22 protein-coding genes are annotated in these 25,694 nt (G+C 64.3%); 9 read left to right on the forward strand and 13 right to left on the reverse strand.

Going from position 1 to position 25,694, the window contains the following annotated elements:
* Positions 1–64: 64 nt before the first annotated feature.
* The 3 genes from mscK to pgl all read left to right on the forward strand — a co-directional run bounded on the left by mscK (position 65) and on the right by pgl (position 5,168).
* Complete coding sequence (gene mscK, locus C2U37_RS00275; protein WP_102948719.1) at positions 65–3,382, forward strand: mechanosensitive channel MscK; 3,318 nt, start codon at positions 65–67, stop codon at positions 3,380–3,382.
* Positions 3,383–3,503: 121 nt separating this feature from the next.
* Positions 3,504–4,112: a LysE family translocator gene (locus C2U37_RS00280; RefSeq protein ID WP_102948720.1), complete on the forward strand. Its 609-nt coding sequence runs from the start codon at positions 3,504–3,506 to the stop codon at positions 4,110–4,112.
* 57 nt (positions 4,113–4,169) lie between these two features.
* Complete coding sequence (gene pgl, locus C2U37_RS00285; protein ID WP_102948721.1) at positions 4,170–5,168, forward strand: 6-phosphogluconolactonase; 999 nt, start codon at positions 4,170–4,172, stop codon at positions 5,166–5,168.
* A gap of 63 nt (positions 5,169–5,231) precedes the next feature.
* On the opposite strand, the gene C2U37_RS00290 is transcribed toward pgl, so the two are convergent.
* Together C2U37_RS00290 and C2U37_RS00295 are read right to left on the reverse strand one after the other, a co-directional pair.
* Positions 5,232–5,972 (reverse strand): dienelactone hydrolase family protein, encoded by a 741-nt coding sequence (locus C2U37_RS00290; RefSeq protein ID WP_049636645.1) that lies wholly within the window; start codon positions 5,970–5,972, stop codon positions 5,232–5,234.
* Between the two features lie 144 nt (positions 5,973–6,116).
* Positions 6,117–7,355, reverse strand: a complete 1,239-nt coding sequence (locus C2U37_RS00295; protein WP_041213272.1) for a uracil-xanthine permease family protein — start codon at positions 7,353–7,355, stop codon at positions 6,117–6,119.
* 317 nt (positions 7,356–7,672) lie between these two features.
* Here C2U37_RS00295 and C2U37_RS00300 point away from each other — a divergent pair, with 317 nt between their 5' ends.
* Positions 7,673–8,872: a Hint domain-containing homing endonuclease gene (locus C2U37_RS00300; protein ID WP_049636644.1), complete on the forward strand. Its 1,200-nt coding sequence runs from the start codon at positions 7,673–7,675 to the stop codon at positions 8,870–8,872.
* 117 nt (positions 8,873–8,989) lie between these two features.
* Here the strand turns inward: C2U37_RS00300 and C2U37_RS00305 are convergent, their stop codons facing one another.
* Complete coding sequence (locus C2U37_RS00305; RefSeq protein WP_102948722.1) at positions 8,990–10,699, reverse strand: NAD-dependent malic enzyme; 1,710 nt, start codon at positions 10,697–10,699, stop codon at positions 8,990–8,992.
* A 221-nt stretch (positions 10,700–10,920) separates the two neighbouring features.
* On the opposite strand from C2U37_RS00305, the gene mobA reads away from it, so the two are divergent.
* The 3 genes from mobA (at position 10,921) to C2U37_RS00320 (ending at position 13,442) form a co-directional block, all read left to right on the forward strand.
* Positions 10,921–11,535, forward strand: coding sequence for a molybdenum cofactor guanylyltransferase MobA (mobA, locus tag C2U37_RS00310; RefSeq protein WP_045523963.1), 615 nt, complete (start codon positions 10,921–10,923; stop codon positions 11,533–11,535).
* On the forward strand, positions 11,532–12,281 hold the full coding sequence (gene mobB / locus C2U37_RS25320) for a molybdopterin-guanine dinucleotide biosynthesis protein B (RefSeq protein ID WP_102948723.1): 750 nt from the start codon (positions 11,532–11,534) through the stop codon (positions 12,279–12,281). Before mobA ends, mobB begins: the two co-directional genes overlap by 4 nt.
* An 81-nt stretch (positions 12,282–12,362) precedes the next feature.
* Positions 12,363–13,442 (forward strand): FUSC family protein, encoded by a 1,080-nt coding sequence (locus tag C2U37_RS00320; RefSeq protein WP_045523960.1) that lies wholly within the window; start codon positions 12,363–12,365, stop codon positions 13,440–13,442.
* 69 nt (positions 13,443–13,511) lie between these two features.
* On the opposite strand, the gene C2U37_RS00325 is transcribed toward C2U37_RS00320, so the two are convergent.
* From C2U37_RS00325 to C2U37_RS00360, 8 genes are all read right to left on the reverse strand, one after another.
* Positions 13,512–14,885 (reverse strand): HD-GYP domain-containing protein, encoded by a 1,374-nt coding sequence (locus C2U37_RS00325; protein ID WP_104451706.1) that lies wholly within the window; start codon positions 14,883–14,885, stop codon positions 13,512–13,514.
* Between the two features lie 84 nt (positions 14,886–14,969).
* A complete protein-coding gene (locus C2U37_RS00330) occupies positions 14,970–15,527 on the reverse strand; it encodes a DUF3332 domain-containing protein (RefSeq protein ID WP_102948725.1) in 558 nt (185 codons plus the stop codon).
* Between the two features lie 144 nt (positions 15,528–15,671).
* Positions 15,672–16,967 (reverse strand): methyl-accepting chemotaxis protein, encoded by a 1,296-nt coding sequence (locus tag C2U37_RS00335; RefSeq protein WP_104451707.1) that lies wholly within the window; start codon positions 16,965–16,967, stop codon positions 15,672–15,674.
* Positions 16,968–17,169: 202 nt separating this feature from the next.
* Positions 17,170–17,634 carry a GNAT family N-acetyltransferase gene (locus C2U37_RS00340; protein ID WP_010673599.1) on the reverse strand — a complete coding sequence of 155 codons (465 nt, stop codon included), beginning with the start codon at positions 17,632–17,634 and terminating at the stop codon, positions 17,170–17,172.
* A gap of 60 nt (positions 17,635–17,694) precedes the next feature.
* On the reverse strand, positions 17,695–18,150 hold the full coding sequence (locus C2U37_RS00345) for a DoxX family protein (RefSeq protein ID WP_102948728.1): 456 nt from the start codon (positions 18,148–18,150) through the stop codon (positions 17,695–17,697).
* The gene (locus C2U37_RS00350; protein WP_102948729.1) at positions 18,147–18,899 is read right to left on the reverse strand and encodes an HvfC/BufC N-terminal domain-containing protein; all 753 of its coding nucleotides are present in this window, start codon (positions 18,897–18,899) and stop codon (positions 18,147–18,149) included. Before C2U37_RS00350 ends, C2U37_RS00345 begins: the two co-directional genes overlap by 4 nt.
* 114 nt (positions 18,900–19,013) lie before the next feature.
* Positions 19,014–19,856 (reverse strand): MNIO family bufferin maturase, encoded by an 843-nt coding sequence (gene bufB, locus C2U37_RS00355; protein WP_102948730.1) that lies wholly within the window; start codon positions 19,854–19,856, stop codon positions 19,014–19,016.
* 59 nt (positions 19,857–19,915) lie between these two features.
* A complete protein-coding gene (locus C2U37_RS00360; RefSeq protein ID WP_041213284.1) occupies positions 19,916–20,179 on the reverse strand; it encodes a BufA1 family periplasmic bufferin-type metallophore in 264 nt (87 codons plus the stop codon).
* Between the two features lie 446 nt (positions 20,180–20,625).
* On the opposite strand from C2U37_RS00360, the gene C2U37_RS00365 reads away from it, so the two are divergent.
* Positions 20,626–22,650 (forward strand): BCCT family transporter, encoded by a 2,025-nt coding sequence (locus C2U37_RS00365; RefSeq protein WP_104451708.1) that lies wholly within the window; start codon positions 20,626–20,628, stop codon positions 22,648–22,650.
* A 160-nt stretch (positions 22,651–22,810) separates the two neighbouring features.
* Here the strand turns inward: C2U37_RS00365 and C2U37_RS00370 are convergent, their stop codons facing one another.
* Complete coding sequence (locus C2U37_RS00370; RefSeq protein ID WP_049636634.1) at positions 22,811–23,191, reverse strand: hypothetical protein; 381 nt, start codon at positions 23,189–23,191, stop codon at positions 22,811–22,813.
* A 443-nt stretch (positions 23,192–23,634) separates the two neighbouring features.
* Here C2U37_RS00370 and C2U37_RS00380 point away from each other — a divergent pair, with 443 nt between their 5' ends.
* Positions 23,635–24,615 carry an IS5-like element IS5 family transposase gene (locus C2U37_RS00380; protein ID WP_026141915.1) on the forward strand — a complete coding sequence of 327 codons (981 nt, stop codon included), beginning with the start codon at positions 23,635–23,637 and terminating at the stop codon, positions 24,613–24,615.
* 487 nt (positions 24,616–25,102) lie between these two features.
* Here C2U37_RS00380 and C2U37_RS00390 read toward each other — a convergent pair whose 3' ends face one another.
* Positions 25,103–25,369: a hypothetical protein gene (locus C2U37_RS00390; RefSeq protein WP_042015800.1), complete on the reverse strand. Its 267-nt coding sequence runs from the start codon at positions 25,367–25,369 to the stop codon at positions 25,103–25,105.
* Positions 25,370–25,694 lie beyond the last annotated feature (325 nt).

The following is a 25,694-nucleotide window of genomic DNA, read 5'->3' on the forward strand; positions in this document are numbered from 1 at the left end:
AATCCACGCGGATTTTACCCTGGTGGAAAATCCCCCGAACATCGCATAATCACCCGGACGCTTTATGCTCTCAACACGCTTCAAAAGAGCCTCGGCCACCCTGCTGCCGCTGCTCTGTTTACTCATCACCTTCTGGACCCCGAGCACCCTGGCGCAGGATCTGCCCCAGCGCGCCACCGTGCAGCGGGCGCTCGATGCCCTCGGCAAATCGGACACCCCCACGGCCAGCCAGCAGGCGGACCAGAAGTTCCTGACTGACACCCTCTCCCTCCTCGACAGCATCGACAAGGAGAAGAGCAAGGCCAAAACCCAGAGCGAACGCCTGCGCACCCTGCCGACAGAGCTCAAGGAGATCGGCGCCAAGCTCGACGCCCTGACCCAGGGCAAGAGCCCGGAGCAGCTCAAGAGCGAATACGCCACCATGAGCCTGGCAGAGCTCGATGCCCGCCAACCCGAGATCATGGCCAACATGCAGGCGGCCCAGGAGGCCCTTGGCACCATCGGCAGCCAGATCACCAACCTGCAGACCCTGCCGGAGCGGGCCCAGGCCAGCATGAGCCGCGCCTATCAGCGCAGCCAGGAGATCCGCACCCGCCTCAACGCCGGGGACGGGGTGAGCAGCGCCGAGAAGATGAAGCTGGGCGCCGAGCTGGCCCTGCTGGATCTGCAACTGGCCAACCTGCAAAAGGAGCTGGACAACCGCACCAGCATGCAGGATCTGGTGGTCAAGCAACGGGACTACCAGAGTGCCCGCCTCGCCAGTGAAGAGCAGAAACTGCAGGCATTGCAGGAGCAGAGCAGCGCCAAGCGCCTGGGGGATACCGAGAAGACCGCCGAAGAGACCGGCGAGCTGGTGGCCGCCGAAGACAACCCCCTGGTGCAAAAAGAGCAGGAGCTCAACTACCAGCTCAGCCAGCAGCTCATCAGCTCCACCAACAGCCTCAACACCCTGGCCCAGAAGAACCTGCAGGCGAAGAGCATGCTGGAGCGCGGCACCCAGACCGAGCGCAACCTCAACGAACAGGTGCAGATGCTCAAGGGCAACCTGCTGCTCTCGCGCATCCTCTATCAGCTCTACCAGCAACTGGAAGCGGCCCCCTCCACCCTGGTGAAGAACCTGGAGGAGCAGATCGCCGACCTGCACCTGGCCCAGTTCGAACTGAGCCAGCAGCGTGACCAGCTGTTCCAGAAGAACCAGTATCTGGACAACCTCATCGCCAGCAGCGGCGAGTCGGTGAGCGACGAAGACAGGGCCAGCCTTGCCAAGCTCATCGACACCCGCATCGGCCTGCTGGATCAGCTCAACCGCCAGATGGATGCCCAGCTCACCAACGCCATCAGCCTGCAACTGACCCAGCAGCAGCTGACCCGGGTCTATGCCTCCATCGAGTTCACCCTGCAACAGCACATCTTCTGGGTGAGCAGCAACAAGCCCATCGACGCCAAGTGGTTCATCACCTGGCCGGCCCAGGCCTTCAAGCAGGCCTCCGACTGGGTGCTGAAACCGGACTGGAGCGGCTGGGGCGACATGCTGCTGGCGGTCTCCCTGCTCTCCCTGCCACTGCTGCTGGTGGGGGGCCTGCTGCTGTGGAAGCGCGGCACCCTGCTCGAGCGCCAGAAGAAAATCGTCAAGGATCTGGGACGTTTTCGTCAGGACAGCCAGTGGCACACCCCCCGTGCCCTACTGTTCACCGTGCTGCAACGCCTGCCGGGCACCCTCTTCATCCTGGCCGCCGGCCTGCTGCTCGCCTATTGCGGTCTGCTGAGCCCGAAACTCATCTTCCAGATCACCCTGAACCTGGCCCTCGGCTACCTGGTGTTCAGCGTCTACTTGTCGGTGATGCGACCGGGGGGCATCGGCGAGACCCACTTCCGCATGCCGCGGGACGAGCTGCAGGCCAAGCGCAACAGCATGCGCTACCTCTGGCTGCCCCTGCTGCCCCTCATCATGCTGTCGACCAAGGCGGTGGTGGAACCCTCCTCCCTTGGCAACGACGTCATCGGCCAGGGCATGACCATGCTGCTGCTGGGGCTGACCGCCTACCTAGTGCTGCCCATCTCCCGCGCCCGCATCAAGGGCGAGGCGAGCATGTTGCAGACCCTGACCGCCGTCGCCCTGGCGCTGGCGCCGGTGGCCCTGATGGTGCTGGCAGCCCTTGGCTACTACTACACGGCCCTGAAACTCACCGGCAGGCTCATCGAGTCCTTCTACCTCATCATCATCTGGGGTCTGGTCTATCGCACCGCCCTGCGCGGTCTTGAGCTGGCGGCCCGTCGTCTGGCCTATCGCCGCGCGGTCGCCAAGCGGGAGCACAAGACCCAGGAGGATGCAGAAGGGGGCGAAGCCATCGAAGAGCAGCCCATGGATCTGGAAGAGGTCAGCCAGCAGTCCCTGCGTCTGACCCGCATCATGCTGCTGCTGGTGTTCGGCGTCGCCTTCTACTGGCTCTGGTCTGATCTGGTGGCGGTCTTCACCTACCTCGACAGCGTGGTGCTGTGGCACAAGAGCGAGGGGACCGGGGCCAACGCCGTGCTCTATCCCATCAGCCTGAGCGACGTACTGACCGGCCTCTTCGTGTTTGGTGCGGCTCTGTCGCTGGCCCGCAACCTGCCGGGCCTGCTGGAGGTGCTGGTGCTCTCCAAGCTGCGCCTTGCCCAGGGCACGGCCTACGCCTTCACCACCATGCTCAACTACGCCCTGATCGGGGTGGGCAGCCTGACGGCGCTGGCCATGCTCGGGGTCCAGTGGGAGAAGCTGCAGTGGCTGGCCGCCGGTCTCTCGGTCGGTATCGGTTTCGGCATGCAGCAGATCGTCTCCAACTTCATCTCGGGCATCATCATCCTGTTCGAGCGCCCGGTGCGGATCGGCGACACCGTCACCATCGGCACCATCTCGGGCACGGTCAACAAGATCAGGATCCGCTCCACCACCCTCACCGACTTCGACCGCAAGGAGGTGATCATCCCGAACCAGCAGCTGATGATAGAGCGGCTCATCAACTGGTCCCTGTCCGACACCGTCACCCGGGTCATCGCCCGGGTCGGAGTGGCCTATGGCTCGGATCTGGATCTGACCCGCAAGCTGTTGATGCAGGCCGCCATGGAGAACAGCCGGGTGCTGAAAGACCCGGCCCCCATCGTCTACTTCCTCACCTTCGGGCCCAGCACCCTGGATCACGAGCTGCGCTTCTTCGTGAGCGAGCTGGGGGATCGCAACCCGGCCATCGACGAGCTGAACCGCCGCATCGACGTGCTGTTCCGCGAGCATGGCATCGAGATCGCGTTCAACCAGATGGACGTCTACATCAAGAACATGCAGGGAGACGAACAGAAGGTGGAATCCCGCCCGGCGCTGCCGCCGGCGGGGAACCAGCCCGTCTGATCCCGCCCGCTTCACAGGCCCCGTCACGGGGCCTGTTTTTTTTCTGCCCGCCCCCCGCCTTGGAAAGCGCAGATCGCCCCCAATATAGGGAAGACAACGGACTGTCTGCACGAGGAACCCAATGGACTCGCTCTACGCCGTGGTGCTCTTTGCCATCTCGGCATCGGTCACCCCCGGCCCCAACAACATCATGGTGATGAGCGCCGGCGCCAGCGTCGGGATACGCAAGAGCCTGCCCCTGCTCATGGGGATCTGCGTCGGCTTCACCCTGATGCTGTTGCTGGTGGGGCTGGGCTTTGGCCAGCTCTTTACCCGCTTCCCCGAACTCCACTTGTTCATCAAGTGCGCGGGCACCCTCTATCTGCTCTATCTTGCCTGGCTCATCGCCCGCCCGACGGACGGGATGGCTGACAGCAACGGGACCCGCCCGTTCGGCTTTTTCAAGGGAGCCCTGTTCCAGTGGGTCAATGCCAAGGCCTGGGTGGTCGCCACCGGCGCCATCGCCGCCTTCACCAGCGCGGGGAGCGACCCTTTTGAACAGCACCTCGTCATCGCCCTGACCTTCTTCATCGTCTCTTTCCCCTGTGTCGGACTCTGGCTCCTGTGCGGTTCCCTGCTCAAGCGCTGGCTGGCAAACGATCTTGCCCGTCGCCGCTTCAACCAGGTGATGGCAGCCCTGCTGGCACTGTCAGTGGTGCCCGTCATTCGCGAGATCCTGATCCCCGCCTGAGACGCCGGGACTCCCCTTTCCCTTGACCCGACGGACGGCCGTCGCAAAGGAGATACAATGCAACAAGTGGTCTATGTGGCCAACCCGGTGAGCGGGTTGATCCATGTGTTTCGCCTCGAGGCAGGCACCCTCGCCCCGCTGCAGGAAGTGCAGACCGGCGGCGAGGTGCAGCCCCTGGTCATCAGCCCGGACCGGCGCTGGCTCCATGCGGGGGTGCGCCCCGATTTTCGGGTGCTGAGCTTCCCCATCTCCGCCGATGGGCGGCTCGGCGCGCCGACCTCGGCGCCGCTGCTCGGCAGCGCCTCCCACACCTGCACCGATGGGAGCGGCCGCCTCTTCTTTGCCGCCTCCTACGCCTTCAACCACGTCACCGTCTCCCGCCAGGATCAGGCGGGCCGGATGCAGCCCCCTCACCAGCGTCTCGACCACCTGATGGCGGCCCACTCGGTCACCTGGCTTGCGGGGCAAAACGGGGAGCAGGAGCTGCTGGTGGCCTGCCTGAAGGAGGACAGGGTGCGCCGCTTTGCCCTGGTGGACGAGAAGCTGGTTCCCCATCCCTTGGGGGACATTCACACCGCCCCCGGCGCCGGGCCCCGCCATCTGGCCCTGCACCCGGACAACGGCGATCTCTATTGCCTCAACGAACTCGATGCCACCCTCAATCGCTACCACAGGGAGGCGGACGGACAGATAGTGGCGCGCGAGAGCCTGGACATGCTGCCCCCAGGCTATGAGGGGGAGCGCTGGGGCGCCGACCTGCACCTGACCCCGGATGGACGTTTTCTCTACACCAGCGAACGGGCCAGCAGCCTGCTCACCCTGTTCGGCGTCTCCCCCCAAGATGGCGCCCTCACCCCCCTCGGCCACTTCCCGACCGAGGCCTGTCCCCGGGGCTTTGCCATCGACCACAGCGGCCACTGGCTCATCGCGACCGGGCAGCACTCCCATGAGGTGGCGCTGCATGCCATCGACCCCGAAAGCGGCCAGCTCACCCCGGGCCCACGGAGCGAGGTGGGCAAGGGGGCCATGTGGGTGAGGGTGCTCGCCCTCCCCTGAGATGGCGAAAAACGGGCATAAAAAAAGCCATGGCACTGCCATGGCCTGCGTGAGCCGGCCCCCTCAGGAGCCGGTCACCTCCTTCAGGAAACCGGTGAAACGCTGCCAGGACTTGGCATCGGCATCGGCGCGGTAGTTGTCCGAGCCAAAGACGCTGAACGCGTGGGGAGCACCGCTGTAGCTGGTCGCCTCGTGCTTCACCCCGGCGCTCTCCAGCTCGGCCACCAGCGCTGCAAACTGACCCAGAGAGACCGCCTCGTCGGCGCTGCCGTGCTGGACAAGCAACTCTCCCTTCACCTCTTTGTAGTCCTGCCCGGCCGGGGTCTCCAGCCCGCCGTGCACGCTCACCACCCCTTTGAGATCCGCCCCGCTGCGGGCCAGCTCCAGCACGGCGGCGCCGCCGAAGCAGTAACCGAGGGCCACCGCATTGTCGAGCCGCCCCCCCTGCCTGCCCGCCTCCGCCAATCCCCCTTGCAGCAGGGTGCGCATCCTGGTCCTGTCCTGATAAAGGGCCCCGGTGAGGCGCTTCTTGTCTTCCACCGTGATCGGCCTGACCCCGGCACCGAACAAATCTACGGCAAAGACACTGTAGCCCAGGGCCACCAGCATCTCGGCCCGCTTGATCTCGTAACCGTTGAGCCCGTCCCAGTCGTGCACCAGCACCACCAGAGGGGCATCCTTGTCGGTACCCGCCAGGTAATAGCCCTCGAACGGCTTGCCTTCGACCTCGTAGCGCACCGCACCGGCCTCGGCCGCGCCGCTCCCCATCAGCCCCAGCAGGGCCAGGATCCATGCCCTCTTCATCCTTTCGTCCTCTCCCGTCAATGGTGCCCCTGAGTGTAGCCGCTTCACATGGGAGGCCGGGTTCAGTGGTACGCAGGCAAAGAAAGAGAGGCCACCCGAAGGTGGCCTCTTTTTCATCATCTCAACGTACAGCAAGCCAGGCGCTTAATCCTTGGCGCTCTCCATGGCACCCGTTTCGGAGTGCTGGGGCAGGATGAGGTTCAGCAGGATGGCCGCCACCGAGGCCAGCCCCACGCCCGCCAGGGCGAAGTCACCGATCTTCATCTCCAGGGCGCCGACACCCACGGTCAGGGTCACCGCCACGATGGCGATGTTGCGGGACAGCCCCAGATCCACCTTGGACTCAACCAGGGTCTTGAGACCGATGGCGGCGATGGATCCGAACAGCAGCAGCATGATGCCGCCCATCACCGGCATGGGGATGGAGGTGAGCAGGGCGTTGAACTTGCCGAAGAAGGCCAGAATGATGGCGAACACCGCGGCCCAGGTCATGGTGACCGGGTTGAAGTTGCGGGTGATCATCACGGCGCCGGTCACTTCCGCATAGGTGGTGACGGGGGGACCACCGATGAAACCGGCGAAGCAGACGCCGATGCCGTCACCGGCCAGGGTGCGGTGCAGGCCCGGATCCTTGGTGTAGTCCTTGCCGGTCACGCCGCCGATGGCGAGCACGCCGCCGATGTGCTCGATGCAGGGGGCGATGGCCACCGGCAGCATGAAGAGGGCCGCGGCCCAGTTGATCTCCGGGGTCTCGAAATGGGGCAGCGCCAGCCAGGGGGCGTTGACCATGCCATCGAAACTCACCTGGCCCATCAGCACGGCAGAGACATAACCGGCGATGACACCGCACAGGATGGGGATGAGCTTGATCCAGCCCTTGCAGAACACGGCGGCAATCAGGGTGACCGCCAGCGAGATGCCCGCCAGGGTCAGCGCCGTGGTGGCAGGCACCACCTGCTCACCGCCGGCACGGCCCATGGCCATGTTGCAGGCTACCTGGGCCACCGACAGGCCGATCACCATGATGACGGGACCGATGACCACGGGGGGCAGCAGCTTGTGCACGAAGCCCATGCCACGAGCGCGAATGATGGCCGCCAGGATGAAATACATGAAGCCCGCGGCAAACAGACCGAACATGGTGGAGGGCAGGCCCCAGGTCTGGGTGGCATAGATGATGGGGGCGATGAAGGCGAAGCTGGAGCCGAGGAAGATCGGCACCTGACGACGGGTGCAGAGCTGGAACAGCAGGGTGCCTACACCGGCGCCAAGCAGGGCCATGGAGGGGTTCAGACCGGTGAGCAGGGGCACCAGCACCATGGCACCGAAGGCGACAAACAGAATTTGCAGCCCGGCGACGCTTTGCTTGACCAAGGAAAACATGGGTATCCTTAATTTTTTGATAACTGACAGGGATATTTGACACTTTTCAGTCATCACAAGACGTTTTCAAGGCAGCCAACAGGCCAAACGGCGTCATTTGTTGCCTTTTACTGCTTGGGGAGGGCATGAAACTGGCTTTTTAGGCGGGATTCGCTGCTACAAGCATCGAGGAAGCGATTTTACGCACTTTTATGGCCAACGCCAATCGTTTTTCCGGCGAGTTGACATGATAAGGCTTTCAACTGGTCGACGCAGATATCGCCCCAATCCCCTCTCTATACTCGAAGGCGTGACCCCACACCGACAAGGAGTTCCCCATGTCACTGCCCTCGTTCAAACCCAGCCAGCGCCGACTGCTGCTGGGTTCGGCCATCGCCCTGGCCCTGTTCGCCACCCCGCTGAGCTATGACTTCGACCACCACCAGTGGCAGGTAAACCAGGCCCATGCCAAGTCCTGCTTCATTGCCGGTACCCGCATCCTGATGGCCGATGGCTGCGAACGCCCCATCGAGACCCTGCGGATCGGCGATCGGGTGCGGGGCAGGCACGGGCAGAGCAACCGCATCCAGGCCATCGAGCGGGTGGCGCTGGGGGCGCGCAGGCTCTACGGGCTCAATCATCTGCCCCCCTTCTTTACCGCCGAGCACCCCTTCCTCACCACCCGGGGCTGGGCGGCCATCGCACCGGCCATGACTCGCACCGAAAACCCGGCCCTCGCCGTGCTGCCGCTCTTTACCGGCATGCACCTGCTGGGTTGGTCAGAGGGGGGCAGCGCGGGCAACCTGGCGCTGGCGCCGCACCCTGTCGAACTGCCGGTGACCTCCCTCTCCTGGGTTGATGCCCCGCCCGCCACGGCGCTGTTCAACCTGATCCTCGATGGCAGCCACAGCTATGTGGCCAATGGGCTGATCGTGCACAACAAAGGGGGGGAAGGCGGCGGCAACAGTGGTAGCGGAGGCAGCAACAGCGGCGGCGGAGGCAGCAACAGCAGCGGCGGAGGCAGCAACAGCAGCGGTGGGGGCAATAGTAGCCACAGTGGAAACAATAGCGGAAATGGAGGCGATAGTAGCCATAACGGAAACAATGGCGGGGACGACAGCGGCCACGGCGGCGATGACCGTGGTCAGGGCGAACATGCCGGTGGCGACCAGCACGCTGGCGGCGATCGCCACGGCGGTGGCGACAAGCATGCAGGCGGGGAGCGTCATGCCGGTGGCCGGGTGGACGACAACGGTGTGGACGCCGTCGACGCCAATGGCAACAAGCTTCGAGGCGATGGCAGCGTGGATGACAACGGTGTGGACGGTGTGGACGCCGTCGACGCCAATGGCAACAAGCTTCGGGGCGATGGCAGCGTGGATGACAACGGTGTGGACGCCGTCGACGCCAATGGCAACAAGCTTCGAGGTGATGGCAGCGTGGATGACAACGGCGTGGACGCCGTCGACGCCAATGGCAACAAGCTTCGGGGCGATGGCAGCGTCGATGACCGCCTGGTGCCCCCGCCCACTCAATAGGTGGCAGCGTCCTGCCCCGCACACACAGCAGGGCGGAAAACAGAGAGGGTGGCCTGGGCCACCCTCTCTGTTTCTATGGCATCGTCATGCCCGCGACACATGCGGGCAGGTCGCACCTCAGACCCGGCGATAGGGCAGGTAGACCGGCTCCCACATATGGCTCAGGATGTGCTCTTGCAGATCCTGACCGATGAGCGGGTGGGAGGGATCCCGGCGCACGATATCCTTGAGCACTGCGGTCGCCACGTGCACCGAGATGTTGCGCAGCTCGCTGATCCTCGGGTAGACGGTGCCCCGGGCGAGATCCGCCTCGCTCACGCACTCCGCGAGCGCAAAGGCGGCGGTGGTGAAGATGTCCGGGCTTATCTCGCGGATCTGGCTGACGATGGCCGCCAGCCCCACCCCGGGGAAGATGAAGACGTTGTTGCCCTGACCGATGCGATAATCCTGCCCCTCATGGTGCACGTCCTTGAACGGGCTGCCGGTGGCGACGATGGCGCGCCCCTGGCTCCAGCGGAAGATGTCTTCCGGCAGGGCCTCGCAGTTGGCGGTGGGGTTGGAGAGGGGGAACACCATGGGGCGCTCGCAGTGGGTCAGCATCAGCTGGATGTGCTCCTCCTGGAAGGCGCCACCGGCGCCGCTGGTGCCGAGCAGCACGGTGATGGGCACGTGGCGCAGCACCTCGGTCAGCCCCGCCTTGCCCTGCAGATCCCACTGGGCCAGCAAGAGGCCCGGCTTGGCGTAGCGGCGCTTGTACTCATCCAGCCCCTCGCGGTTGTCACACACCAGCCCCTGGGTATCCAGGATGTAGATGCGATCCCGCGCCGCCTGCGGGTCAAGCCCCTCGCGGATCATCCCCGCGCAGATCTGATCCGCCACCCCAACTCCGCCGGCTCCGGCCCCGTAGACCAGGTAGTGCTGCTGGCCCAGGGTTTCCCCCTTGGATTTGACAGCCCCTATGATGCCCGCCAGCACCACGGCCCCGGTGCCCTGGATGTCGTCGTTGAACGACGGCAGCGCCTGCTGGTAGCGGGCCAGGTTGTTGAAGGCGTTGGACTTGCTGAAGTCCTCCCACTGCAGCACGGCGTTGGGGAAGTGGCGCTTGACTCCGGCCACGAACTTGTCGATGAAGTCGTCGTACTCCTTGCCGCGAATGCGCCTGTGGGGCTGACCCAGGTACATGGGGTCATCCAGCAGCGCCTGGTTGTCGGTGCCCACGTCCAGCGCGATGGGCAGGCAGCAGGCGGGGTGAATGCCGGCCCCCAGGGTGTAGAGGGCGAGTTTGCCAATGGGAATGCCCATGCCCCCCACCCCCTGATCGCCGATGCCGAGGATCCCCTGGCTGTCGGTCACCACTATGATGCGCACCGATTTGGCGTCCATGTGACGGGCGAGGGAGCCCATGTCATCGACGTTCTTCGGGGTGATGTAGAGGCCGCGCGGCTTCTGGAAGCGGTGGCTGAACTCCTGGCACGCCTTGCCCACGGTCGGGGTGTAGATGTAGGGAGTCATCTCCTCCACGTGGCGGGACAGGAGGGCGTAGAACAGGGTTTCGTTGCGATCCTGCAGGGCTCGCAGGTTCTGGTACTTCTCGATGTCGCTACAGGCGCTCAGGAAGGCCTCATAGACCCGCTCCAGCTGGGCTTCGAAGGTCTGCACCTGAGGCGGCAAGAGGCCGCCCAGCTCAAAATCGGCCCGTTCCTGTTCGGTGAAGGCGGTACCCTTGTTGAGGTTGCGATCGTTGAGCAGATTGGTGCCCGTCAGTGCAACGGGGCGAAAATCGTGACCCTGTGCATCTTTCCACAGCAGATATTGTCCGGTAGCCATAGTCATTCTCTTTGATTTACATGAAGTTGCCATCAGGCAGGAGAGCAAGACTCAGAATGCTGGGGATCATATGACGTTTGCCGATCCGGTTTTGTGAGCTTGGACAAACCCTGCGGCCAAAGGCGCCTTTGCCGGGGCAGCCGAAGGTTGCTCCCGCGCCCGCATTGGCGCAAGATCCCGACACGCCCCTGTGGGCATCCCTTTGCGAGCAACGGAGCACCATGACCCCTTCCTCTTCCCCCGCTTTTCTCGTCAGCGGCGTCATCCTCGCGGGCGGTCGCGCCACCCGCATGGGGGGCGATGACAAGGGCTGGGTGCCCCTCGCGGGCACTCCCCTGATCGAACACGTGCTGACCCGCCTGCGCCCCCAGGTGGACGAGGTGCTGATCAACGCCAACCGCAGCCAGGCTCGCTACCGGCAGCTTGCCCCCGTCATCGGGGACGCGCAGGCCGACTTCCAAGGGCCGCTGGCCGGCATGCTGGCGGGGCTGACGGCGGCCCGTCACGACTGGGTGCTGTTCGTCCCCTGTGACGGCCCCGCCCTGCCCCTTGATCTGATGACCCGCTTTCGCGCCGCCATCACCCCGGACACCGATCTGGTGGTGGCCCACGACGGGGAGCACCTCCAGCCCGTGGTCGCCCTGCTGCGCCGCGCCCTGCGCCCCTCCCTGAGCCAGGCGCTGGCGGACGGGGAGCGCAAGACCGGGGCCTGGTTTGCCCGCCACCGGATGGCGGTGGTGCCCTTTGCCGATCTGCCCGACGCCTTCGTCAACCTCAACAGCCCGGCCGAACTCGCCGCCTGGGAGGCGAGGCTGCGGGAAGGGGGCGCGCCATGAGCCCCCTGCCCCTGCTCGGCTTCGTCGCCTGGAGCGGCACCGGCAAGACCACCCTGCTGGAGCGCCTCATCCCGCGCCTGGTGGCGCGCGGTCTGCGCCTCGGGGTGCTCAAGCACACCCACCACGCCTTTGACATGGACCAGCCCGGCAAGGACAGCCACCGCCTGCGCCAGGCGGGCGCCACCCAGGTGATGGCGGCCTCCGACCGGCGCCACGCCCTGATCCGGGAGACCCCGGAGGGGGAGCCCCCCTTCGAGGCGCTGCTGGCCCGCTTCGATACGAGCGCCCTGGATCTGCTGTTGGTCGAGGGGTTCAAGCACAGGCGCTTTCCCAAGGTGGAGCTGTATCGCGCCGCCATCGGCCGGCCCCTGCTCTTCCCCGATGATCCTGACATCGTCGCCCTCGTGAGCGACGCTCCCCAGGCCACGACCCTGCCCCGATTCCCCTTCGAGGATCTGGAGGCCATCGCCGACTTCATCTGCGCCCGGTTGCCCCCGCACGCCCCCCGTCAGGCCCCGCCGCCTCTTCGCCTCTGCGCCCGGCTGCTGGCGGCCCTGCCCCCATCGGCAGAGCAGGGCGTTGTGCCCGGCTTGCTCAGTCAGGACGAGGCGGGCACCCTGCTGGTGCGCCCGGTGGATGGGGGCCACGACGGTGCCAACTGCCGCATCGAACGGGCGCCGGGTAGCGCGGCCCTTCCCCCCGGCGAGCGGGTCATGGTGCGCCTGCCGACAGGTGCGCCCCCATGAACCGGAGAAACGACGCAGGTCAAGGCGAATGCCGTCCCCCTTGCTATCCTCACAACCCTGACCCGAGATAAGAGAACGCCCTTGCGCCTCAATGCCCCGCTCTCCCGCTTCGATCTGCTCATCTATGGCCGCTACCGCCTGGTCCACGGCCTGCGCATCGCCCTGGCCTTCACCCTCACCTTCCTGCTGACCCGGGAGCTCAAGCTGCCGGAGAGCACCTGGCCCCTCATCACCCTGGTGGTGGTGATGGGCCCCATCTCGTTCTGGGGCAACGTGCTGTCGCGCGCCCTGCAACGGGTGGTGGGCACCGTCTTTGGCGCCGCCTGCGGGGTGGTGGCCCTCTATCTGGAGCTCTACTCCCTGCCCCTGATGCTGGCCTGGTGCTGCGCCATCATGTTCCTGTGCGGCTACCTGGCGCTCGGCAAGCGCCCCTATGTGGGGCTGCTCATCGGCATCACCCTGGGGGTCATCGTCGGCGGGGTGCCCGGGGACATCGAGACCGCGCTCTGGCGCAGCGGCGACGTCATCCTGGGATCGGTGCTGGCACTGCTGTTTTGCAGCATCTACCCCCAGCGGGCCTATACCCACTGGCGTCTGCAGATGCACGACACCCTGCAGCAGGCCGGGCGGCTCTACCACACCCACCTCTCCCCCAACGTGCTGGAGCGCCCCAAGCTCACCCGAAGCCATGCCCGCCTGCTCGCCAAAATAGTCAGCCTGCGCCCCCTGCTGGCCCCGGCGGTCAAGGAGACCCGCCTTGGCAGCCCGCTGTTCGAGGCGACCCAGACCACCCTTCGCAACAGCGTCTGCACCCTGGAGATGCTGGCCAACACCTACTGGCGGGATCGCCAGAGCCACTTCCTGATGCAGAGCCACCCGGGGCTTCGCGCCTGCCAGCAGGCGACGGAGTCGGTGCTCACCGAACTCGCCCTCATGCTCAAGAGCGGTGATACCACGGCGGCCGACCAGGCCATCGGCCGCCTGCAAGAGGCCGCCGCCCGGCTCGATGGGGACGCAAGCCAGGCGCCAGGCCAGGGACACGACCCCACCCTTGGCGGCTACCTCTGGCTCAATCTCCATCTCATCGAGCAGCTCGCCCACCTCCATCGCCTGCTGGGGCTGGTGCTGCAACCCTATGCCAAGCCCTCGGCCCGCCCCTGATCGCGCCGCCTGCAACCGCCCACAAAAAAGCCCCGCCGATGCGGGGCTTGTTTGTCTCGGGCTCGCGCCTTAGCTTGCACGAGCCAGGGGCTGCTCCGGAGTGAGGTAGAGGGAGAAGTCCTCTATCCCCGCCTTCAGGGCGGCAAAGCAGTCGGGGTCGATGGCCGTGCCCAGGTTTTCCGCCATCATCTCCAGGGCCCGCGGCACCGGGATGGCATCCCGATAGGGGCGCTTGGCGGTGATGGCATCGAAGATGTCTGCGGTGGTGATGATGCGCGTCTCCAGGGTGATCGCCTCCCCCTTGAGCCCCTTGGGGTAGCCCTTGCCATCGAGTCGCTCATGGTGGGCACCAGCCACTAGGGCCAGCTCCTCGAAGGCGCCGATGCGGCTCAGGATCTCCTCGGTGTAGGCGGCATGCATCTGCACCGCCGCCCATTCCTGCTCGTCAAGCTTGCCCGGCTTGTCGAGGATGGCGTTGCTCACCCCGAGCTTGCCCACGTCGTGGAGCAGGGCACCCCGCTTGAGCCAGCGTCGCCGCGCCTCGGACAGCCCCATCTGGGCGGCGAGGATGTCGGTATAGAGCGCCACCCTGCCGCTGTGCCCCGCGGTATAGGGGCTCTTGGAGTCCACCACCTGGCCGAAGGCCGCCGCTATCTCGTCCAGATAATCCTCATCCAGCGCCACCTCCCCCTGCCCCGCCGGGTGGGCGAAGACCCGCTCCGCCAACGCGGGATCCGCCAGCCCTTGCCAGAAGGCGTCGTCGGCCAGCGCCTCGAAGGCCCTGACCAGGGCGGGATCAAACCAGTTGCCGCTGCGCTCGCGCAGCTCCCTCATCGCCGCGTCCGGCCCGGCGGCGGCGTGAAACACGTCCACCACCTGACAGAGCAGGGCGATGCGGGAGAAGAGCGGGATGGCCTCCCCCGCCAGTTGTTGCGGCCGCCCTTTGCCGCTCCAGTGCTCATCCAGGGAGAGGATCCCCTGGGCCACCTCGTCGCTGAAACGCAACTGGCGGGCGATGTCCGCCCCCCGGTGGCAGCGGGTCAGGATCAGCTCGTTGGCTATCTGATCCCCGTTGCGAAAGATGTGGAACAGGCTGCGAAAACGGCCCAGCAGATCCGCCTGCAAGCCGGTGTGGCCCAGCACGAAGTTGACCACCTCGGAGAGGGAGCCATCCACCAGCTTGAAGTCGCGCTTGAAGTGAAGATCGTCGGTGAGATAGAGCTCGCAGATGCGGGCGGCATTGCTGCTGCACCCCAGATCCTTGAGCAACAGGGTGTAGTAGAGGTCGTGGCGCTGCCGGGCATCCAGTCCCAGTTGCTCCCCCAGACGAGAGCCTATCCAGCAGCAGCGGATGCAGTGGCCTCTCGGCTGCCCTTCCGTCATGTCCAGGGCATGGCTGAGAGAACCAATCAGCTCTGCCAAACGCAATCCATTTACCGTCATAGCCCACTCCCTCTACATCGGGGCGTACTTGCCCGCAGGCATGTATAGCATTTGTCGGGAGTAAAGGATCAGGGGCGCGACAAATTATACCTGCCCCGCTCCCCGACTTGCCGCCGCATCGCGCTGCTCGCGGCTCAGGGTCGAGACCAGTCTGTCGTCCAGATAGAGATCCAGTCGCTCCCCGCGCATCTCTCCCCGCATCAGGCTGCGCTGACCGTCGATGTAGTGGATCTCCATCTGGGCGGTGCGCTCGTCCGGGTAGCTCACCTGCACCTCGCGCACCCCTTGAGGCAGCAGGGCCAGCGGCACCTGGTTGAGGGCGGGATCCAGGTGCTGGTTCACCTTGATGATCGCATCGCTCTTCTGATCCACCAGGGCGGGCGCCTTGCCGGTGATGGGGTTCTTGCCGGACCAGAATTCGATGGTGTTGAACACGAAGAGATCCGCCGTGGCCGCCAGGCCATAGACGGGGGAGAGCAGCACGAAGACGCCGGCACGGCCGTAGCGGTTGTCCACCACGCTGAGGTTGCCCTTGGTCACCATGGAAGAGAGGCCCATCTGACCCATGCAACCACCGAGCCCCAGGCTCGCCCCCATTCCCAGCAGCAGGGCCAGTGCCCTGCCTCTCTGTCGTACTGCCATTGTTGTCTACCTGCTCAATAAAAAGGAGGCGGCAGCCTAAACAAGGGGGCCGGGCGGCACAATGACGAAGGGGGGCATCATACAGCCAGGGTTCAGCCTGGCCGTCCGATCGCTCACTCTGTTGGCAATCTTGCGGTCAGCCCCTCAGATGGAGAGGGCCGACACCGTCTGGGAGACCCTGTCCGCCTCCTGGTGGATCTCGCTCATCAGCTTGTCCACTCCGGCGATCTGCTGCTTGCCGAGTTCGGCGCTGCCCGCCACCCCGGCCATGTCGTCGGTCACCCTGGCGGTCAGCTCGCGGTTCTTCTGCACCACCCTGGCGATCTCGTCGGTAGAGAGCGACGTGCGGGCGGCCAGCTGGCGCACCTCGTCCGCCACCACCGCAAACCCGCGCCCCTGCTCACCCGCCCGCGCCGCCTCGATGGCGGCGTTCAGGGCCAGCAGATTGGTCTGATCGGCGATGGCGCTGATGGTCGAGACGATGGCCTCGATGCTTCTGGACTGCTCGTTGAGTTGGCCGATGAGGGCGATGGCCTCATCCACCTGGGAGGCGATGAGGGAAGAGGTCTGCACCACGGCGCGCAGCAAGCCCGCCCCCTCCTCTGCGCTGTGCAGGGTCTCCTGGGCGGTGCTGTGGGCCAGGCGGGCGGCCTCCCGGGTGGCGTGGTTCTGCTCGATGCGCGCGGTGATGTCGCTGGCGAACTTCACCACCCGCACCACCTTGCCGCTGCCATCCCGGATGGGGTTGTAGGTCGCCTCCAGCCAGACGGCCTGCCCCCGGCTGTCGTGGCGCATGAAGAGGCCGGATTTGAACTGGCCCCGGGCCAGCTCCTCCCAGAAACGGGGCTGCTCGCGCAGGAAGGTTTCGTCACAGAAGATCCTGTGGTGCCTGCCCGCGATCTCCCCCAGGGTGTAACCCATGACGCTCAGGAAGTTGGCATTGGCATGGATAATGTCGCCGTTCGGGGTGAACTCGATCATGGCCCGGGAGCGGTCCAACGCCTCGGTCAGCGCCTCGAGCCGCCCAAGCCGCTGGTGCTGTTCGGTGACGTCGCTGGCAATCTTGAGTACCCGGGTCACCCGGCCCTGGTGCTTCACCGGGAAATAGGTCGCCTCCAGCCAGCGCGTCTCCCCCTGCCGGTTCACGCGCTCGAAGGTGCCTGACTGCACCTCCCCCTGAGCGAGACGCCGCCAGAACTGGCGATAGTCACCGGACTCCCCCCAGGCCCTCGGACAGAGCTGGCTGTGGGGCTGCCCAATCAGTTCGGCGGCCCCATATCCCATCAGGGCCAGGAAAGGGGTGCTCGCCTCCTGGATGATCCCCTCCGGGCTGAAGATGACGGTGGCGGCGCCCGCCTTGATCGCCTCTATGATGCCCTGCTCCTCGTCGAGCCGGGTCTGACATGCCTGCAACTGCGCTTTGAGCTTCTGATTGAACATGACACTCCTTCCTCGTTGACCATCCCCATGGGCACCACGGCCTCACCCACAGAGGGTATCGGCACCGCCAGCGCCGACATAAGTGGTCGGACGACTGAAACGAATGGAGCGCGCAGTGTATAGAAAAGCGGCGATGCCGCCAAGGGCTCCCAGTACGCAGCCCTTGTGAAAGAGGATCAACTCGGTGCAGAAAAAGAGGAGGCTAACGGCCAGGTACGCACTCGAGGCAGGCGGGATTGCCGGCAAAGCCGAACCGTTCGTAGATAGCGCGCCCATCACTGCTGGCATGGAGCCACAGCTTGCCCAGTTGCTGCTCGCGGGCATACGCCACCATGGCCACCAGCAGGGCATTCGCCATTCCCCGTCTGCGCCAGGCCGGCCGGGTGTAGATGTTGAGCAGGTACCCTTCCCGCCCCGCCAGATTGCCCGGGTAGGGCGGGCGCACGAAGAGTGCCAGGGTGGCGCACGCCACCACCTCGCCCTCCTCCTCCACCACCCAGCTACGGGCGCTGCCCTCTTCCTGCGCCTGAATGAAGTAGGCCTGCGTCGCCTCCCTGAGGACCGGATCCTCATCGGGCCGGGCAAGTTCCCCCACCTCGCAAAAGAGCGCCATGCGCAGTGTCGTCAGGGCAGGAATATCGGCCGCCAGGGCCTCGCGTACCTTCATCTCTTCTCCTTTGCATTCCTTGCCCACCCGTCAGTCAGGCAGGGCTCGTGTGCGGCCACCTTACGCCGGAGGCGAGCGACGGGCAAGGCGCCAGCTATCCAGCCCCAGGGGGCCCGCCCCCCACACGGCCAGGGTCAGCAGCATCCAGCCCCACAACTGGTGATCGTGAAAGCCCCCCGCCCAGAGGGCCGGGTAGGAGATGACCGCCATGGCGTTGAAGCCAAACAGCAGCAAGGCGACCGGACGGGTGAAGAGGCCCGCCAGCAGGAAGAGGGGCAGCAACAGCTCGGTCGCCGTGCCCGCATAGGCCGCCCACTGCCAGGACAGCAGGGGCACCTGATATTCGAACTCGAACAGATAGAGGGTGCTGTCCCAGGCCGTGAACTTGAGCCAGCCGGATCGCAGAAAAATGGTGGCGACCCAGAGCCTGGCAAGCAGCAACAGGCCACCGCTGCACCAGGGCAAGATGCGTTCAACAAGGGGGCCAAGGGGCCTGGCAAGGGTTTGCGTTGTCATGGGGCAAGCTCCAGATCGACCAGCAGGTCGAGGGTGATGAGGGGGGCCAGGTGTTCGGCCATGGCGGGATCCTGAGCCAGCAGGCTGGCCAGCGGCCTGCCCTGCAGGCAGCCTTGCAGCAGACGCCAGGCGGCGGCATCCAGGGGAATGGGGTCGACCCGGTGTCCGGGGCGTTTCTTGAGTGCCAGGGAGCAGACAGCATCCAGCTCCCTGACCGTCTCACCGCCGTGCAGGGCCATCTGCCAGAGCGCCAGCACCGGATGGGGGCTCTCCAGGAGCTGCAGATCGCAGGCAGGATGCAGCACCAGCCGCTCCCAGTGCTCAGGGGTCATGGCGGCAAGCCGCTCGGCGGGCCAGCGCCGCGTCTCTGGCGCAAGCAGCGAGACCCGCTCCAGCCCCCACTCGAAGCGGGCCAGATCCCCGAGCCAGGGCAACGCGGCCGTGGTGGGCAAGCGTACCAACCAGTCGCCAAAGCCCTCCCCGTAGTCCATGACGCTCCCCTCCTCCAGAGGAGCCGCCAGCACGAACCCTCGTGCCGCCGCCTCAAAGAAAGTCTCGCCAACCATGGCGCGTACCGCGGGGTAGCTGCTGGCGAGCACCTCGGTGAGGCCGAGGATGAAGTTGTTGCGATAGATCTGCAACAGGGCGTCGGGGGCAAAGCGCCCCGGCTGGATGTGCCCGAGGATGGCATCATCCTGGCCGAGCAGACCGCTCGCAAAAGCGCGTTGCAGGGAAGCAAGCTCACACATGCGCGGCCTCCCCGAGCAGACCGCTCACAAAAGTACCTTGCGGGAAAACAAGCTCAGACATGGGCGGCCTCCCCGAGCAGCCCGCTCACAAAAGTACCTTGCGGGGAAACAAGCTCAGACATGGGCGGCCTCCCTGGATGTTTGCTGCGCCGCGCTCAGGATCTCGCTGGCACGCTGCGCCTCTCCCAGCAGCACCGGCAGCGGGGGGATCGCCAGATCCCATTCAATCAGGGTGGGGATGGCGCGCTGCTGGCAGACCTGCTCGTAGAGCGCCCAGACGGGCTCGGCCACGGGGGTGCTGTGGGTGTCGATATAGAGGGGCCCCTGAGGCAGGTGCTTCTCGGTAAAACCGGCCAGGTGAATTTCGCCGACCGTGTCGAGGTCGATAGTCGCCAGATAGTCGTCCACCTCCAGGCCGTGATTGACTGCGCTCACATGGAGGTTGTTGAGATCGAGCAGGACGCCGCAACCGCTGCGCCCAGCCAGCTCGGCCAGAAACTCGGCCTCCCCCATCTCCCCCGCCAGTTGCAGGTAGGAGGAGGGATTCTCGATGAGCAGTTGTCTGCCCAGTGTCTGCTGCACCCGATCTATCTTGTCGCTCATGTGCAAAAGAGCGGCCCGGGTGTAGGGCATGGGCAGCAGATCGTTGAAATAGCGCCCGCCGATGCTGCCCCAGCTCAGGTGCTCCGACACCCGCACCGGCGAGATGGCCGCCACCAGGGCTGCCAGCTGGCGCAGGTGCCCGGCATCGAGAGGATCGGCGGAGCCCAGCGACATGCCGACTCCGTGAAGGCTCACGGGGTAGTGCCTCGCAAGCTCCGCCAGTACCTCGAAGCCCTGGCTGTGGCGCTCGAAGTAGTTTTCGCTGTGTACCTCAAGCCAGCCCACTCGGGGCAGGGTGTGGCGGATCTCGTCGTAGTGCGGGGGGCGTAAACCGATACCGATCAAGGGGTTCATGGCTGGGCTCTCAATAGATAGGGCCATGATGTGGCGGGCGCCACACCATGGCATGCGGCTTACTTGGGTTGCAGGGACCCGCCAGCGAGCTTCTCGCACAGCCCCTTGGGCACCACCACGAAGGCATCCCCCTGGGCATCCATCTTGGCGGTGCCGGCGCAGGATCCGCCCTTGGTGGCGCAGTCGTTCTTTCCCGCCTTGACCACGCCGTAGCACTTCTCTTTTTCCTCCGCCGCCATGGCCGGCGCGGCGATCATCTGGGCCCCCAGGGCCAGCAGACCCGTCATGGCAGAGGCGATGGCAGTACTCTTTTTCACGTTCATGTCTCTATTCCTTGTTGTCGTGAGGGATGTATCCGGCCCGTGTCGTCCGGCTACGTTCAATAGAACCGGACGAGGGGCGAAAAGATTTCCCCAAAAGGCGGATTCGCTCGCTATTAACAAAAAAGAAAGTGACAAGCCATTGTTTTATAAAAGATGTTACGTGTGAATGAAAACGGTCAACGAAGGGCCCTGGCCTCCGCGCCACCTTCCATCCCCTCCTGCGTCCATCAGGAGGGCCGCGAGTTGGATGGGCCCTCCCCCGCCTCTCCTTCCCCGATGGGCCGTCAATTGCCTGCCAATCATCTGCCCGCCCTCAGCGCCCGGGCCGCTTGAACGTGAGCGGCTTCACATGCGCCTTGCAAGGTACGTAAAAATCCCGCTGAGGTAGTCTGTTTTGCAAACAATGGCCCTATAGTGTCATGAGTCCCTCTACCCAAAGGTGTCCCATGAACGCCCCTCGCCCCCCCAGATGCACCCTGTCGCTGCCCATCTTCATCCCCGGCCTGCTCTTCATCCTGGCGTTGCTGGCCATCTGCTCCCTGGCCCCCGAGGCCGCCGCCCGCTTCTTCGGCAACGGCCAGAGCTGGATCGCCGAGCACTTCAGCTGGTTCTACGTGCTGGTGGTCGGCATGTTCCTGATCCTGCTGCTGGTGATCGCCTTCAGCCACTACGGCAACATTCGCCTGGGGCCGGACGACGCCCGCCCCGAGTTCAGCTTCACCTCCTGGCTCGCCATGCTGTTCGCCGCCGGCATGGGTATCGGGCTCATGTATTTCGGGGTGGGCGAGCCCATGAGCCACTACGTCTCGCCACCCCAGGCGACGCCCCTGACGCCGGTGGCCGCCCGCGAGGCCATGGTCACCACCTTCTTCCACTGGGGCTTTCATGCCTGGGCCGTCTACGCCATCGTCGGCCTGGTGCTGGCCTACTTCGGCTTTCGCTACAACCTGCCCCTGACCATCCGCTCCGGCCTCTACCCCATCTTCAAGGAGAAGATCCACGGGCCGCTCGGCCACGCGGTGGACGTCTTCGCCCTGGTGGGCACCATCTTCGGTATCGCCACCACCCTGGGCTATGGCGTGATGCAGCTCTCGGCGGGGATCACCCGGCTCACCGGCATGGACACCTCGGGGGAGCTGTTCCGCTTCGGCCTCATCGGGGCCGTCATCGCCCTGGCCGGCGTCTCTGCGGTCACCGGGCTCGACAAGGGGGTCAAGCGCCTCTCCGAACTCAACCTCTTCCTCGCCATCGTGCTCCTGCTGTTCGTGCTGGTGGCCGGCCCCACCCAGTACCTGCTGGGGGCCCTCTCCGAGAACATAGGCAACTATGTCTCCTCTTTAAGCCAGCTCACCTTCCGCACCTTCACCTACAGCGAGACCCGCCAGGCGGGCTGGTTCGGCAACTGGACCCTGCTCTACTGGGCCTGGTGGATCTCCTGGTCCCCCTTCGTCGGCCTCTTCATCGCCCGCATCTCCCGCGGGCGCACCCTGCGCGAATTCATCCTGGGCGTCCTGTTCGTGCCCACCGCCTTCAACCTGCTGTGGATGACGGTGTTCGGCAACGCCGCCATCTGGGCCAGCCAGCATGAGGGGGGCCAGAGCCTCATCGACTCGGTCGGCAACATCGACACCCTGCTGTTCAACTTCTTCGACCTCTTGCCGGGGGCCGACATCACCTCGGCCCTCGCGGTGATCCTCATCAGCGTCTTCTTCGTCACCTCCGCCGACTCCGGGGCCTTCGTCATCGACAACATCGCCACCCAGGGCAAGGAGGGCTCCCCGGTCTGGCAGCGCCTGTTCTGGGCCCTGCTGCTCGGTGTCACCGCGGGCACCCTGATGAGCACCGGGGGGCTGGCGGCGCTCCAGTCCATGACGCTTATCGCCGCCCTGCCGTTCGCCTTCATCATGGTGCTGCTCTGCCTCGGCCTAGTGCGCGGCCTGATTGCGGACCGGGAGCACTCGGCCAGACGCCTCTCCCCCGCCACTGACTTCTGGAACGGCAAGCAGTGGCGCACCCGGATGGATCACCTGCTGCGCCCCTCCACCGAGCAGGAGGCCCACGCCTTTGTGGACAAAATCGCCCTGCCCGCCCTGACGGCCCTGAGTCAGGAGTTCGCTGCCCGGGGCATCACCAGCCGGGTCGAAGAGGATGGGCCGGATCAGTGCCATCTGCTGGTGCCCCAGCAAGGTCGCCGGGACTTCTGCTACGGGGTGCGCATCGAGGCCCGCCCCGCCCCCGCCTTCAACCCCCTGGAGGCGGCCCACAACCACGATCCCGAGGCCCGCATCTTCGAGCCCATCACCTTCTTTGCCGACGGCCGCGCCGGCTACGACGTTCAGTACCTGACCCGGGACGAGCTGAGCGCCGACGTCTTGCGCCAGTACGAGCGCTATCTGGTGCTGAGCCAGGACGAGGGGCAGGATCTGCTGAGCAGCGCCCCCGAACATACCCAGCCAACCCAGGGAGAGTGATGACCAGGCAGGGATCAAGTCAGCTCCCCGCCCGGAGCTTATGGCCGGGCACACTGGCGGCGAGAGCTGCCCCCACCACCCATCACAACAGAGAAAGGGGCCCCAGGGCCCCTTTCTCGTCACTGCCTCAACCTGCGTTGATTTCAGAGCCTCAACCGGCTCAGGCGGTTTTCACGCACTTCTGGATAAAGCTGTTCTTGGCCGCCCCGGCGAGCTTCTTGTCCGCTGCCGCCTTCTCGCACTGGGTCGCCTTGTCGGCGGCCCCGTCCGTCTTCAGGCACTTTTGCACGAAGCTGTTCTTGGCAGCCCCGGCCAGCTTCTTGTCGGCGGCCGCTTTCTCACACTGACTCGCCTTGGCACTGGCGGAGGCATCCTTGACGCACTTGCCCACAAAGCTGGTCTTGGCGGCGCCCGCCAGCTTCTTCACCGCCGCCTGGGCCTCGCACTCTTGCTGCGCGCCAGAGGTCGCGCTCTGGGCTACCCCCATCCCCATGCCCATGACCGTCACACACAGACTCAATACCATCAGGATCCGCTTCATATGTCACACTTCCATCGTTCTATCCATTGTGGTTGGCCCCCACTCACGCGGGCCAAACGAGGCACCCTTGCCTCGCTGCACTATAGTCCCCCTGCCCCGTGACAACAAAATGCCCCTTCCTTCTCGACAACCCCCTCCTTGCCCCCGCTCCGGCCACCCGGCGCCTTCACTTCAATTGTTGAGCTGGCGCAAAAATCCAGCGCTTCCTTGCGGTTGCGTCAACTTTTGACTGGTTTGCGTATGAGGCTTGAGGCTATGCTGGCCATTCGGCGCCTACTGCACCATTCGGGCCCCGCCCGCTGGTCGATGGAGCGCATTGGAAGCTGTAATCCACGGGCGGTAGCGTGGGATTATCACTGTGATTGATGAAGTTAGGGAAGGTGCGAACAAGTCCCTGATATGAGATCATGTTTGTCATCTGGAGCCATGGAACAGGGTTCATCATGAGTCATCAACTTACCTTCGCCGACAGTGAATTCAGCAGTAAGCGCCGTCAGACCAGAAAAGAGATTTTCTTGTCCCGCATGGAGCAGATTCTGCCATGGCAAAACATGGTGGAAGTCATCGAGCCGTTTTACCCCAAGGCTGGTAATGGCCGGCGACCTTATCCGCTGGAAACCATGCTACGCATTCACTGCATGCAGCATTGGTACAACCTGAGCGATGGCGCGATGGAAGATGCTCTGTACGAAATCGCCTCCATGCGTCTGTTTGCCCGGTTATCCCTGGATAGCGCCTTGCCGGACCGCACCACCATCATGAACTTCCGCCACCTGCTGGAGCAGCATCAACTGGCCCGCCAATTGTTCAAGACCATCAATCGCTGGCTGGCCGAAGCAGGCGTCATGATGACTCAAGGCACCTTGGTCGATGCCACCATCATTGAGGCACCCAGCTCGACCAAGAACAAAGAGCAGCAACGCGATCCGCAGATGCATCAGACCAAGAAAGGCAATCAGTGGCACTTTGGCATGAAGGCCCACATTGGTGTCGATGCCAAGAGTGGCCTGACCCACAGCCTAGTCACCACCGCGGCCAACGAGCATGACCTCAATCAGCTGGGTAATCTGCTGCATGGAGAGGAGCAATTTGTCTCAGCCGATGCCGGCTACCAAGGGGCGCCACAGCGCGAGGAGCTGGCCGAGGTGGATGTGGACTGGCTGATCGCCGAGCGCCCCGGCAAGGTAAGAACCTTGAAACAGCATCCACGCAAGAACAAAACGGCCATCAACATCGAATACATGAAAGCCAGCATCCGGGCCAAGGTGGAGCACCCGTTTCGCATCATCAAGCGACAGTTCGGCTTCGTGAAAGCCAGATACAAGGGGTTGCTGAAAAACGATAACCAACTGGCGATGTTATTCACGCTGGCCAACCTGTTTCGGGCGGACCAAATGATACGTCAGTGGGAGAGATCTCACTAAAAACTGGGGATAACGCCTTAAATGGCGAAGAAACGGTCTAAATAGGCTGATTCAAGGCATTTACGGGAGAAAAAATCGGCTCAAACATGAAGAAATGAAATGACTGAGTCAGCCGAGAAGAATTTCCCCGCTTATTCGCACCTTCCCTAGGGAAATCTAGGACACTCACCTTTTTGAGCCAACCGTTAACTAGCTGGCTATATCTCTCATCACACATTGATCTTTCTGGAACCCGATAAATATCTTGTACACAAGTGACATTTACCCAGCGGGGTCGCGTGTTCAGACATGGCAATGCCTGACACCAAACAAATGCCAAGGGAGTAAAACGGGATCTATCGGATTAACAAGGTGGCTGATGGCATCGCCGCTGACCACAGTGCCGGGCGAATTGCTGGCAAAAAGGTGGGAGTCCCAATTTGGAAGTCCAAAAACCATCCCGTCCGGGATGGTTTTTTATTGGATGGCTTGAAAGGCAAGGACCTTCTTACCACCGTCCCTGGGGTGGCTGCTGGTTGCGCGACTCCACCATGGCAATGAGGATGGCCATCAGGCTCGATATCAGCATCAGCACCATGGCGATGGGCAATGAGAACAGGGCGTAATAAGTGCGCCCGATTTCTGCCAGGACGGTGTCTGCAGACACCATAAACGGCAGCGGCAACAGTAATATCAGGGCGAAGTAAAAGATGATCCTGGCGATCATCAAGGGGGTTTTGAGGGACTGGGTCACTATTTTTCGGTACGGCCACATGATGGTTTGCTCCCTGCACTGTGGTGTTGTTGTTGTTGTCGATAAGCCGCGCCGTCGAGGCATCTGCGGCTCTGCTCGTCCATGAAGGGTGTCAAGCAGTCCCCTGATTAGCAGCCACGGCAGACCGGGTCAACGGGCCACGGGGGGCCGGAAATGACCCACAGACAGGGTTGTGCTGCCAGGGGCGAACATAACAACGAGAGTGCAAACCAGATTCGTAAAAATGTCGCAGCAATCACTGTCGGTGCACTTTCTGACAGCAGGTTGTGAGGCACAACCAAAACGGGGAGTTGCGCCGTGGGCTGCGCTGTGATGCCCCCTCCCA

The organism is Aeromonas sp. ASNIH1, from assembly GCF_002934285.1.
GTDB lineage: Bacteria > Pseudomonadota > Gammaproteobacteria > Enterobacterales > Aeromonadaceae > Aeromonas > Aeromonas caviae.